This window comes from Fibrivirga algicola (assembly GCF_011742925.1).
Lineage (GTDB): Bacteria > Bacteroidota > Bacteroidia > Cytophagales > Spirosomataceae > Fibrella > Fibrella algicola.
Window position 1 is genome coordinate 1 of record NZ_WAEL01000006.1, and the last position, 13,497, is coordinate 13,497.

Sequence of the window (13,497 nt, forward strand, 5' to 3'; positions counted from 1 at the left end):
TATTGCTACCCGTCCGACTTGCATGTATTAGGCCTGCCGCTAGCGTTCATCCTGAGCCAGGATCAAACTCTCCATCGTAAATATGTGCGTAGCTACTCGAAAGTAACTACTATGTTTCTAGCACGATTTGTGCTTTACTATTCTGCCAATACGCCAAAGAACTGATCCCTGTTTGATAAACTCGCTCACCGTTGTGCGCTGTTTCTATCGATTTGGGACTGCAAAGGTAGGGTGACATTTGCCTTTACGCAAGCCCTGTACTGAAAATAATTTAAAAAACTTTTTCCATAAATGGATAACTCACTGATCTTGGGGAAACTAAGGTCTCCTTAATTGTTCGCATTGATACCCATCTCATCAAATTAACAGCTGAGCCCGCCTTATCATTAGTGCCTGAAGCCCGTGCACCACCGAATGGTTGCTGGCCAACAACAGCCCCAGTGGGCTTATCGTTGATGTAAAAGTTACCCGCTGTATTCACCAACTTTGCCGTCAGTTCTGTTATTACATGTCGGTCTTTAGCCAATATCGCTCCCGTTAACGCGTAGGGCGATGTTGTGTCAATTAGGCTCACTACATCATCGAGCTTTGTATCGTCATAGACGTATACGGACAGTACAGGCCCAAAGAGTTCATCACACATTGTTTGGTACTTTGGATCGGATACTTCTATAACTGTTGGTTCAATATAGTACCCGATTTCGTCACTGTAATTCCCTCCCGCTATGATCGTTTCACCATCAGCCTTGGCTTTGTCGATGTATGTTGTAATCTTCTTGAACGATTTTGCATCAATTACCGCATTAAACAGGTTGCTGAAATCTTCTACGCTTCCCATTGTTTGTTTAGCGAGTTCCTCCTGCAATTGAGCTTTAATAGCCGGCCACAAACTGTTCGGTACATAGGCTCTTGAGGCTGCGGAACACTTCTGTCCCTGATACTCAAATGCACCCCGTATCATGGCGACAACCGACTCCGTTACATCAGCCGTATTATGCACCAGTATGTAGTCTTTACCACCAGTTTCGCCCACCACACGAGGATAGGTTTTGTACGTACCTATGTTTTTCCCGATTTCCTGCCAAATAGTCTGGAACACGCTAGTGCTACCCGTAAAGTGAATGCCTGCAAAATCGGGGTGTTTGAAGATTACCCCACCAGCTTCCGGGCCATCAACGTAGATCAGGTTTATCACGCCGTCGGGTAAACCACTTTTCTGTAAGACCTCCATGATCACCTGCGCCGAATAGGCTTGCGTATAGGCGGGTTTCCAGACAACTACATTGCCCATCAAAGCGGCTGATGTAGGTAAGTTTCCGGCTATCGCTGTGAAGTTAAATGGGGTTAGCGCAAATACGAATCCTTCCAGTGCCCGGTATTCCAATCTGTTCCATACGCCTGGTGGCGAATAAGGTTGTTGGGCGTATATCTCGGTCATGTAATGCACATTGAACCGCAGAAAATCGATGAACTCACAAGCAGAGTCAATTTCAGCCTGGTACGCGTTTTTAGACTGTCCCAGCATAGTAGCAGCATTGATCGTTGCCCGGTAAGGTCCCGCCAAGAGATCAGCAGCTTTCAGAAAAATGCTGGCACGTTGCTCCCACGGCATAGCCGCCCAGCTCTCCCGAGCGGCAAGTGCTGCCTCTATGGCCTGGTTTACGTGTGAAGCATCGCCTTCGTGAATGTAGCCAAGTGTGTGAGCATGTTCATGTGGGGGCGAAACCCTTATCTTTTTGCTGCCAAAGACTGCTTTTCCATTGATGCACATTGGCAGCTCTTTTTCGCTTGCTTTCGCTAGTTTCAGGGCCTCTTGCAGGGCAGTGCGCTCTGTCGAACCAATTCGATATTCCTTTACTGGTTCGTTCATGGGATGCGGTACCCCGATTATTCCGTTTGTCATTGTCGATAGTTTGTCTCTTGCAAACTTAACAAATCCAACCCCTTTATGTGTTCAGTTGCGTCTTCAGCCTACTTAGTAGATCGAAGCTTTGCTTTCTGTTTCAGGTACTTTACGGCTAACTTGCAATCTCTTTTTTGCTTTTCTCTGCTCATGACATTCTACAGCACGAATAATTCAGCCAATATTGTTTCTGTGCAGGAAGCGCTTTTTAACAGCCTTCCTCAGGATAAAGGCTTATATATGCCTTCGTCGATTCCTCAGCTACCGGCTGACTTTCTTGATAGTATCCTAAACCAGTCGCTTGCTGAAATTGCATACAAACTCACTAAGCTTTGGCTCCATGAGGAACTAACCAATGCTCAGATCGAGGAGTTGGTTACACATGCCTTTCCTTTCGACACACCGCTTGTCGAATTAGAAGCTGGCCGTAAGTACGTGCTGGAACTCTTTCATGGCCCTTCCCTCGCATTTAAAGACGTTGGTGCCCGATTTATGGCGGGCCTTATGTCTATCTATTCAGGTATGCGCTCCAGAGAAGTACATATCTTGGTAGCTACGTCTGGTGATACAGGTGGCGCCGTAGCAATGGGTTTCCACAACGTACCTGGCGTTCGTGTTTCCATTCTCTACCCTAAAGGCCGGGTGAGTATGCTGCAGGAAAAGCAACTAACTACGCTCGGTGGAAACATTCATGCATTTGAAGTTGATGGATCTTTCGATGATTGTCAAGCTATGGTTAAAGCTGCTTTCCTCGATGAGGATCTAACTTCTGCCTTCTCTCTATCGTCAGCTAACTCAATCAACATTTTTCGATTAATTCCACAGAGCTTCTATTACTTCCGAGCTATGGCTCAGCTAGGTGCTGACCATGCTCCTGTTGTATTCTCTACCCCCAGCGGAAATTTCGGTAATCTTAGTGCCGGCGTTCTTGCCTGGCGCATGGGCTTACCTGTTCAAGCGTTTGTAGCCGCTACCAATATGAATAAGGTTGTTCCTGACTATTTAACGTCTGGGCTCTATTCACCTATCGATTCATTAACAACGCTGTCAAATGCTATGGACGTTGGTAATCCAAGCAATTTCGTTCGTCTTCAGCGTTTATTCAATGATGACTTTGACCATATTAATCAACTCATTTCTGGCTTTCATTTCACTGATGCTCAAACAGTTGATGAAATGTTGGCCTTACGAGATTCATACAATTACATTGCTTGTCCCCATACTGCAGTAGGCCTATTAGGCTTGGAAAGTTATCAACATTCCTATGTGGATAACTGTGGTATTGCGTTGGCAACTGCTCATCCGGCTAAATTTAGCCCCGCTGTGGATACTATTTTTGGACATTCAGTTGATGTGCCTGAACGATTAGCTACCCTTGCAAATCGTACAAAACAGGCTGCTGCTATTCCAGCTACTTTCGCCGCCTTTAAAGAATCATTGCTGCAGCTAGTTTAGCTCTACCACCTAAACGACAATGCCCCGATCTGTTAACAGATCGGGGCATTGTCGTTTAGCTACGTCATATCGAGTAATGCGCCTCCGTTTTCTAGTTAATCGCATCGCCACGTAGCTGCCGAAGCCGCTTCCGTGCATCGGCAGCGAATAAGCTGCCTGGGTACGTTGTTAGAAATTGCTGATATAGCTTCAGCGATTCTACTTTATCTTTCCTGCGCTCGTCGGTCAATTTGGCCATTTCATACAGGGCATCATCGCCCAGAATGTCAAGTGGATATTTATCAACAATCGTTTTAAGATTAGCGATTGCCTCATCTATTTTTCCCTCACGCACATAGATTTTTGACTGAAGCCAGATCAACTCATCGGCCAGGGTATGTTTTTCATACTTTTTCAGCATTACATTCACCTGATTGGTTGCTTCGTCCAACTTGTTTTGGAAAAGCAACAAGTCAATAGCTGCGTAGTCACGCATGGCTGCCTCCGTGCTATCTAAGCCTGTGTTGTCTAGTATCAACATGCTTAGCTGTTCAGCATCGTTGGCTATTTCTCGTGTTGTCGCCATTTTCAGTACATCCAGTACCGATTTGGCCAGTGTAAAATCACCCCGATAGTAATGAAGCTTGGCGTTCTTAAGTTTAGCTTCATATCCCATCAAATCGTCTTTCTGTGATTTTTCCACCTGAGAATATAATAACGTTGACTCCCAGGGCTCGTTCTTCAGGAGATATACATCTCCTTTGTCTAATTTGCACTTATCCACAAATTGAGGATCACTTTTCCCCATAGTGATCGCTTTTTCCAGCATTACCAGAGCAGAGTCTTTCTCATCCAGGTAATTAGCGTACAGATTGGCCGAGTTTCGCAGCGCGTCCAGCGTTTTGGCTGTTATACCCACATCACTCAATACACGCTGGTAATCTTGAATGAGCTTCCGAATCTCAGTCTTTTCAATTGGGTACGTGTTTTTGACCTGCTCCTCACGCGCGTTTATAATCATGCGTCGGGCATAGGGATAGAACGTACCTTGTGGATATGTCTGGATTATGTATTCATATGAGTCGATTGCTGTTTTGTATTCGTGGTTGGTCATCGCTAAGCCAGCTAGTTCAAATACTTTGGCTCCTGACAATTTCAACCGCTTATCCATTGCTTTTTCTTGCAGGAGTGCGCGGCTAAATTTCTGCTTTTGCAGGTAGTACCAAGTCAGCATATCGTTTGTGGCGATCGACTCCGGTTCTTTCTGTACACGATCATACAATACCTGCTCGAGCAGAGGCTCCTCTTTTGAGTTAATTAGTCCCTGATAAGCGCCCTGTACCCGCTCTCGCTGATCTGGTTTCTGGGCAAGGGGAAGTAGTGTTTCAATCCACCGCTTCGTGTCGCCTTTGGCGCGATAGAGCGTCGCTAAGTCCTCTGCATGAAAGGTTGGATCGTCTGTAAGTTGTTGTCCCTTCTGATAGGCCTGAATCGCCCAATCCGTTGCTCCTACCTCCTCAAACAATTCGCCAGCCCTGGCCACTTTCATTGGGTCGCCTTTCCATAGATCGTACACTTGGCTAAACTGCTTCTTAGCGGCCAGCGTGTCACCCGTTTCCTGCGCACTGCTCCCTGTAAGGAGCAACGCATAGGCTTTCAAATTGCCGTCCGCTTTTGCCCATTTTTTCAGCTGTCGATCAGCTTCATCTGCTTTTTTCGATTTTTTCAGGCTGGCAATATACCTGTACACGGTTTGCCAGGCTGGTCCCCCGTTCTCCTCATTCTTACGGACCTGTTTCCCGTATTCTGCAGCGGCCTTCTCAAATTCTCCATTTTTGAAGTATTCATCAGCCAAGTCCTGCTCTGTCTGCCCTTGACTCAGCTGACTGACCAAAAGCAGGAAACCCAGCAAAATCTTTCCACAAGCCCTATTTTTCATTTTATAGTTTTGGTTTCTAAACCCTTTTAATGTCTCTATTAGCCCTGTGCATAAGTGTACAAATGGGTTGTCCACTAAAATTTATGTTGAGTGTGTATAATCTTTGAGAGTTATCCACTACTGTTTACACGTATTCCACCGTCTCTCTGGCTCTAATCCTGATTTTTACAAGTTATCAACATTTCCATCCATAAGCCAACGTGTATTTGTGGACTACTGATGTCCACATAAAATTAAGCGCATAACTTGTTCAATGGGCGTTCAAAACAGGCATCTTCTGCACATGCAATACTGTGGATAACAACGAATTGTTAAGAAGACTTCTTTCATCCACATTCATGATTCTCTGTGTTTGGTGTTATCCACACATTGTCAAGGGTTTTCCACGCTATTCTCCACAGGAAATCGGCGAAAAATATAGTTTTTATTGACCTTTTCTAATAGGTCAAGTTGATACTTTCCACTTCAAAGTTCTGTTTGATTAGCAACGTACCCGGGTAATAGATGATTGGCTCTGCTGGCACTCTGAACTCATAACGTCCCGTGTTCCAAATTCCATTGTTATTCGTGTCGATGATCAACCTCAACCTGTACTTTCCTGGTTTGATGTTTTTAAACTCATACGTAGCTCTGTTCTTAAGTCGTTGAATCACCGTTTTGCGTTCATCAATCAACTCAAGAATGTAGTTAGGCTCCGTCGTGGTTATCTGTCCGCGTAAAACACCATAATTTTCGGGGTCAAGAATTGGGTACGTTATAGTTGCAGCCGTAATCGTATCACCCAATACACTCTGAACGGCATCTCTGGCCAGCTTGATCCGAACGAACTTGCGTCCTTTAGTCGCTATCCGTGTTTCAAGTTCGGTCTGCTGTTTCCCTATTGTCGATGTGTATGAACTTAGATCGGTTGTGGTTAGGCTATCAATTGAAAACTGTATCTGCTTATTATTGACTCTTTCGATTGGCTTGTTGAAGAGTAATTTCCAAGTGAATGTTGGTTCTACTGCATCGTTGGGCGTGGGTTCGGCTTTAAACGTGAAATCTTCAGGCTTTTCGCGTTTGCTCTTTTGGCGAAAGTTAATCGTGTGCTTCAGCGTGTTTGTCGCTCCCAGGGAATCTACTGCCGTAAGTAAAATAGACAAGGTGTCAGTAGTCTCCTTAGTCCGAAAGAATTTAATCTGGTTTACAGCAGGCTGTATAGAAGGAAGACTGTCTTTAGCATCCCTGAATCTTACGGAATATGTCTCGACGCCTTTATTTAAATTGAGTGTATAACTGTCTGATCTTGAGTCGGTCCGTTGAATTCGTGTTGGCGTCGTATTCTGGTCAAATAGCTCGATAGTCAGGCCGTTTATTGATTTATCGAGCTTTACCCGATCTTTCAAGAAACCGATATCTTCTCCGTTCGGGTTGAAGAGAAAGTTGTTGTTTTTGTCTGTGAACGATAATACGTCATACGTTCCTGCCTTTACATTTTCGATAATGAATCGACCCGACGTATCCGTTTTCGTGTAGTAAACTGGCTTTGTTCGCTGGGCATCCAGAGTATCCTGGGGAGAATAAAGCCCTACAAGTGCTCCTTCGACTGTGGTTCCCGTTGTAACGTTAGACACCGTTCCACTCAGGCTTAAGGAGTCTAGTTGACTACCTGTACTAAATACCAGTTTTAAATTGGTAGCTGGGTTTCGCTCACTGGCATCCTTAATTCCATCCGTGAAGCTAATTGTGTAGGTAGTACTGTCTTTTAGTGGCTCATTGAAGATCAGCACTACACTGGTAGGCTTGGCGCGGTAATCGAATGTCATGCCACTGCCAGGCGTGATAATTGTTTTTTGAGGGAGGTTTTCGACATTGATATACTCATCAAAGAATAGTTCGACTTGCTTTGGCTTTACGTTTTTCGCCCTCATTTTTGGGTTACTATCGATTAACTTGGGCGCAAGTGTATCTTTCTTGCCTCCTGGGGGTTGGGCTATCTGAGCACAGTTGCTACCAAAAATGGCAATGCACAGCAATAAGAAAACGCCCCACAATGAGGGCGTTCGGTAAGCGTCTGATTTCATTTTATTGTTATTTCCTGAATACATATGTGAGGCTCGAATAATTACCTGTCCTGGCAGCCGCCTTGTTTGAACGCAACCCGTTTATAACGCTTTCACCGTAATTGATTTTTCCATCTCGATGCTTTGTGCTTAGCATAGCGATGTAGTAGGCATCAAAGCGCATAGGCAGTCTCTTTTGGAGTTTTAGACCGTACGTTTCAATTAATCCTGTCAAAACATCGGGCGTGAAATGATATAAATGTCTGGGTACGTCATAAGCGGCCCAATTTGAACCGTATATGGCTGCATCCTTGGACGCCGGATTAGGCACTGCTACCACTAAGTGACCGCCAGACCGTAATGAGTTAGCCAGCATTGCCAGTGTCTCATGTAAGTCGGCTACATGTTCAAGCACGTGCCATAACGTAATAACGTCAAGGTTAGCCAAACTTTGGAGCTCACTCGAATCTTTTAAGATTTTTTGGCTAGTTCGCTCGGCTGCTAATCGACGGGCATCTGCATCTGGTTCGAAACCTGTAATTGTCCAACCCTTCTCCTGGCATTCTCTAATGAAGGCACCGGTTCCGCATCCATAGTCGAGCAGTGCCCCTACCCCACCGTTCATAGATCTGATCCAGCTTTCTTTTTGGTTCAGTGCATAAGAACGAACAGTTCGGTATACTGTGTCGACCAGGCCTTTCTGAGTATCATCGTGGGAGATGTATGTGTCAGATTTGTAGTAAGAGCCAATTTCTGCTGCTGTTGGGCGAGGGTTGGTAAATAGCAACTGGCATGTACTGCACTGTTGAATTGCAAACTGCTTTTGACTAACTAGTTGATCCTGACAAGTCAGGTACGGGGTAAATGACGTACCTGAGCATGCCGGACATTCTTTTAATTCTTCCACGATTAGCGACCCATGTAAACCAACAATATAGAAATATCGGATGGGCTCACACCGCTTATCCGAGTAGCCTGACCAATGGTCTGAGGCCTTAGTTTCTTAAGCTTTTCACGCCCTTCAAACGAGAGTGCTTTCACTTTGTCGAAATCGAACATGGGCGTAATCTCCAAGGTTTCCCATTTCCTTAGCTTCTCCGCATTCTGGCGTTCGCGGCTCAAATAGTCGTCGTACTTGATTTCGATAACCGCTTGTTCGATCGTTTCAGTGCTGAATGAACTGGACACAAATTCCCCTGATGCACCAATCATGTCCAGCAATTGACGTACATCTGCAGCATCTATTTCGGGGCGTTTGATTAAGCTTAACACAACTGACTTCTCGCGTAGAGAGGCCGAGTTCCTAGCCGTAAGCCAGTCATTTACTTCTTCGGGACGTAGTTTTGCCTGCCGGAAAATAGTAGTCAATTGCTCAATGCCTGCTTTCTTGAGCCGCATCACATTCAGCCTGTTGTCGTCTGCTAAGCCGATAGCGTGCCCTCTTTCGGTCAGTCGTAGGTCAGCATTATCTTGACGAAGCAACGTTCTAAATTCAGCTCGCGATGTAAACATGCGGTATGGCTCTTCAGTACCTTTCGTAATCAGGTCATCGATCAAAACGCCGATGTATCCCTCAGACCGACTAATGGTAAATGGGGCTAATTCGTGTGAATTTTGATGAGCATTTATACCCGCCATCAATCCCTGACAAGCCGCTTCTTCATAACCGGTCGTTCCGTTGATCTGGCCAGCAAAGAAAAGATTCTCAACTAACTGCGTTTCAAGCGTTTGTTTTAGTTGTGTTGGCGGGAAAAAGTCATATTCCACCGCGTACCCAGGACGGAACATCTTAGCTTTTTCGAACCCGGCTATCTTGGTCAGTGCACGGTATTGAATATCTTCTGGCAATGAGGTTGAGAAGCCATTGACATATACTTCTACTGTGTTCCAACCTTCAGGTTCCACGAAGATTTGGTGCCGGTCTTTATCTGCAAATCGATTAATCTTGTCTTCAATCGATGGGCAGTAACGTGGTCCCAATCCTTTGATACGACCCGTAAACATAGGTGATCGCTCAAAGCCTTCTTTCAATACGTCGTGTACGGCTCCATCTGTGTAGGTAATCCAACACGACCGCTGCTTGGTCAATGCAGGAGTATTGCTATAAGAGAACTTGCCTGGGTTCTCGTCCCCGAGCTGTTCTTCCATCTTCGTATAGTCCAGACTGCGTCCGTCTACGCGTGGTGGCGTGCCGGTTTTCATTCGACCCGACTCGAATCCCAGATTAATCAATTGCTCTGTGAGGCCGGTTGCAGAGCGTTCGCCGGTACGTCCACCCCCAAAGGTTTTTTCACCGATGAATAGCCGTCCATTGAGAAACGTGCCATTGGTTAGGACAACCGATTTACCTTTCACCTCTACACCCATGGCTGTGCGAACGCCCGTTACCCGCCCGTCTTTTACAAGGACGGCATCTACCGTGTCTTGCCAAAAATCAACATTCGGGTTTCGTTCCAACGTATCGCGCCATTCCTGAGCAAATAATTGACGGTCGCTCTGGCAACGAGGGCTCCACATTGCTGGACCTTTTGATCTGTTGAGCATGCGGAACTGGATCATCGTTTTATCGCTGATGATACCTGATTGCCCGCCTAACGCATCTATTTCACGGACGATCTGGCCTTTTGCCACGCCACCCATGGCCGGGTTACAAGACATTTGGGCAATCGTCTGCATGTTCATCGTAATCAGTAAGACGCTGGAACCCATAGTTCCTGCGGCATGTGCAGCTTCACAGCCTGCATGCCCCGCGCCTACAACGATGACATCATATTCATTAAACATCAGTGAAAATTTAAAAATGTTCCACGTGGAAACTTTCACGAAAACTTAAAAAGTTGCCTCGACTACTTGGTGAGCTTCTGCAAATACTTGTTCGACTCACGCTTATAGAATAAGTTGTAAGCGGGCGAAACAGTTCGTAACGCTTCAACTTGGCGAGATCGACTTTGCGAATCAGGTATGAAAAATGTTGGTTGACTGATCTTCTGTTGTTTAGCTGCTTCGCCCTGCCGCTTTGGATCTTCCTCCTGTTGACGTAGTGCTTTCTCCGATTCCAGCAAACGAGTCAAGATGTCTTTTTGTCGATTATTGACGGCTGGGTTAATGCGTTTGTTAACCAAATCCGTTTCGGTCTCATCCATCTTTTTCATAAGATCCTGTACTTCTTCAGCCTGTTGCTTTCCAGCTTCAGTACCTTTTGCTTTATCCTGCAGTTCTTTTAACATGTCGCGAAGTACCCCCTGCTCGGCAGCTAGACGAGATAATTCTTCTGACAAAGCACGTCCTTGTTTGCCGCCTTGAGATAGCTGTTGGATACGTTCATTTAATTGCTGTTGCTTCTCGCCAATACCGGGAGATGGCTGCTCTCCCTTACTCTTTCCTTTACTTTTTCCTTTACCCGGCATTGCCATCGCGTTCATCTGATCCTGCATTTGCTTAAATGCATCATTCAGCATAAGCGACAGGTTGTTGATAGAAGTCATGGACGACTGCTGACGGGCCGATGCCATGCTGAGTCTACGTTCCTTGAGGAACCGTGAACTTTCATCCATATAGTAGCGCATATTAGTCAGCTCGCGCGTAACGAAGGGTTGAATCTGGGGCTCACGTGAAGCTAGTGAGTTTAGGCTATCTTCTAAGACTTTGGCGTTATCCTGCAGCCGAATCTGCTCCTGTGATAGCTTGAGTACACGTGGGTCCTGTAGACTCATGCTTTTAAAGTCGCGCATCAGACGTTCCTGCGTGAAAGAGAGTGTGATGAGGTTATCCAGCAGATTACGTAGATCATCAAGGTTTTCGGACATACTCTTCATATCCATGCCTTCCATCGATTCAGCCATTGATTTGGCCATATTACGCATCGACTTGGCTGTTTTCTTCTGAGACTGGGCAGCATTCTTCTGCTCCTTCTTATCGAGTTCCTTTTTCGATTCCTCCATCTGCTTCTCAATATCCTGCTGCTCTTTTTCCTGTGTATCAGGCGAAGAAAGCTTCTCTTTCTCTGCGTCCTCTTTCAGTTTATCGAGTTGCTCTTGAAGCTTTTTGAAATCCTCTTCTGCTTTCTTTTGCTCTTCCTTTTGTTTCTCTAGAGCAGCGGGGTCTTTCTTAGCCTCTTCTTTTTCGTTCTTCTCAGCAAGTTTTTCCTGCTTCTCAGCCTGCTTTTCAAGTTCCTTAATTGCGTTTTCTGCTTTCTGGTCCTGCTGCATTTGCTTGAACATCTTAAGCGCACGGTCAAGCTCTTTCTCTAAGTTTCGCTCCTTTCGGTTCAATTTATTCATGAGTTCAGATGAGCGTTCATCCTGTTTCTTCTCCATCATCTGCTTCAACTCGTCGTATAGCTTCTTCGATTCCGGGTCCTGCATTTGATCGAATAGCTTTTGCAGTTGCTCCAGCTTTTGCTTCATAGCTTCCTGCTGCTGCGGATTCATACGTTGCTGCGTATCATTTGTCTTCTTGAATTGCTCCTGAAGCTTTTCGATCTCGCTCATCAACTCATCGCGCTTTTGAAGAATATCCTGAAGCTGCTTTTTGTCCTGAAAGTCCGACGACTTCTTCGTACGCATCCGTTCCTCAAGCTGGGCTAGTTCTTTCTTGATAGCTTGTGCTGTCTTCATAGCAGCTTCCATCTGCTGCTCCGTTTTTTCAGCCGACTCTTCTACCTGCTGTTGCAGTTGATCAACGGAGGGCACTGCAAAAGTCATAACTGACGATCGGGTCGTTTTAGGGCCATGTACGCCATCATTATCCGCGACCTGTACGTAATAGTCGAGCTTGTCGTTGGGCTGAAGCTTTAGGCTATCCAGGCTCCAGTTATAGACGTAATTCTGCGACGTGGTAGAGGCGGTAATCGGAATTGGCCGGGTAAACGATTGCTTAGTAGCCCCATCTGCCCTGGATACGGTTGCTACCAGTTTCAGATTTGAGAAGCCGTAGTCATCGGTAATCAGACCGTAAAGGCCAATGTAGTTATAGGTGACTGAGTCTTGCGTTTTCTGAAGATTGATCTGTGGGAAACGGTCTGGAATCACCTGTATTGAATAGGTTAGGTCTCCCCCATTCCGAGCGTGGCGATTCATTAAGTTCAATGAATACGTACCTGACTGAGTTGCTCGATGTGTAAGACCAAAAGCATTATCCTCAACCTGTGAAGCCCGAACGGTACCACCTGGAGCAAACTGAACAGCCAGCGAATCGGCATGATCAGCCAGGAATTTCCATTGGATGGATGTGCCTTCTGGTACCAGCAAATTACCCACATTGGCTAGCTGCTCAGAAGGTTTTCCCAAGTAAGCCGGGTACGTTAGTGACACATCGAACGAGAGAACAGAAGGCCTGTCAAGTAATTCGAGTTGATACGTGGGCGAGTTGAAGCCTGCCGCTGATACTCGAAAATCAAGGTCACGCTGCACATTATCGAATGTGTAGGCATACGCATTCTTGCCCACGTTCTCCAACTTAAAACGTGTGTCGTTTAACACTAAATACACGGCGTCGGGAACAGCATCACCTTCCAGGTGAAGTTTAAGAGTAAAATCCTCATTACGAAACGCTTCAAGCCGTTTCGAATCAAGGATAAATCGGAAAGGCGCTTCTTCCACAAACTCCTTGTCGAACTGTACAATCCGTGACGAACTCTTGGTGAAAAACGCAGGATAGAGTAGCAAAATGCCACCAATTACCGCAGCAGGGATCAGCGCGAACTTGACGAACTTACGGTTCTTATTTAGCTGGATAGCCGACGAAAAACGGGTGATCAACAACTGACTTGACCGCTGCTCGATACTCGCCTTCAGCAGGTCGCTTTGTGAAGAGGTGAGGCTACGGAGTTGAAGGGTATTCAGTAGCTTATCGCCAATCTCAGGAAAGAACTGTCCAATCTGGTGAGCAGCTACTTCATCGGATATAGGTTTGCGAAGTCCATACAAACCCATTAAAGGTTTGATAATATAGCCATACGTACCTGCCAGAAACAGGCCGATGAAACTGAATAGCATAAACGCGCGAACAGGCGTGCTAAAGCGGCCATAGTACTCAACTGTATTCAAGAGCAGGTACGTTGCCAGTAAGATGCCCAGAAAGAGCAGAGAGCCCTTGATCAGCTGATTCTGGAAATACCGGCGCTTGTATTCGTCGATCTGCTGAGTTAATGCGGAGAAAGAAGATTGGGTAACCATAGT

At 45.9% G+C, this 13,497-nt stretch carries 7 protein-coding genes and 1 rRNA gene; 1 reads left to right on the plus strand and 7 read right to left on the minus strand.

Features of this window, described 5'->3' with window-relative positions; all coding sequences use genetic code 11:
- Together F7231_RS16270 and pruA are read right to left on the minus strand one after the other, a co-directional pair.
- A 16S ribosomal RNA gene (locus F7231_RS16270) occupies positions 1-78 on the minus strand; the annotation flags it as partial.
- Between the two features lie 193 nt (positions 79-271).
- Entirely contained in the window at positions 272-1,903 is a 1,632-nt protein-coding gene (pruA, locus tag F7231_RS16275) for an L-glutamate gamma-semialdehyde dehydrogenase (RefSeq protein WP_166692727.1), read from the minus strand.
- Positions 1,904-2,053: 150 nt separating this feature from the next.
- Between pruA and thrC the strand changes: the two genes are divergently transcribed.
- Complete coding sequence (gene thrC, locus F7231_RS16280) at positions 2,054-3,358, plus strand: threonine synthase (protein WP_166692728.1); 1,305 nt, start codon at positions 2,054-2,056, stop codon at positions 3,356-3,358.
- A 91-nt stretch (positions 3,359-3,449) separates the two neighbouring features.
- Here the strand turns inward: thrC and F7231_RS16285 are convergent, their stop codons facing one another.
- The 5 genes from F7231_RS16285 to F7231_RS16305 form a co-directional block, all read right to left on the minus strand.
- Positions 3,450-5,351, minus strand: coding sequence for a tetratricopeptide repeat protein (locus F7231_RS16285; protein ID WP_310589340.1), 1,902 nt, complete (start codon positions 5,349-5,351; stop codon positions 3,450-3,452).
- 362 nt (positions 5,352-5,713) lie between these two features.
- Positions 5,714-7,339: an Ig-like domain-containing domain gene (locus F7231_RS16290; protein ID WP_166692729.1), complete on the minus strand. Its 1,626-nt coding sequence runs from the start codon at positions 7,337-7,339 to the stop codon at positions 5,714-5,716.
- Positions 7,340-7,346: 7 nt separating this feature from the next.
- Positions 7,347-8,225 carry a class I SAM-dependent methyltransferase gene (locus F7231_RS16295; RefSeq protein WP_085411585.1) on the minus strand — a complete coding sequence of 293 codons (879 nt, stop codon included), beginning with the start codon at positions 8,223-8,225 and terminating at the stop codon, positions 7,347-7,349.
- 2 nt (positions 8,226-8,227) lie between these two features.
- The gene (gene mnmG, locus F7231_RS16300; protein WP_166692973.1) at positions 8,228-10,102 is read right to left on the minus strand and encodes a tRNA uridine-5-carboxymethylaminomethyl(34) synthesis enzyme MnmG; all 1,875 of its coding nucleotides are present in this window, start codon (positions 10,100-10,102) and stop codon (positions 8,228-8,230) included.
- A 62-nt stretch (positions 10,103-10,164) separates the two neighbouring features.
- Positions 10,165-13,494: a DUF4175 family protein gene (locus tag F7231_RS16305; RefSeq protein ID WP_166692730.1), complete on the minus strand. Its 3,330-nt coding sequence runs from the start codon at positions 13,492-13,494 to the stop codon at positions 10,165-10,167.
- Positions 13,495-13,497 lie beyond the last annotated feature (3 nt).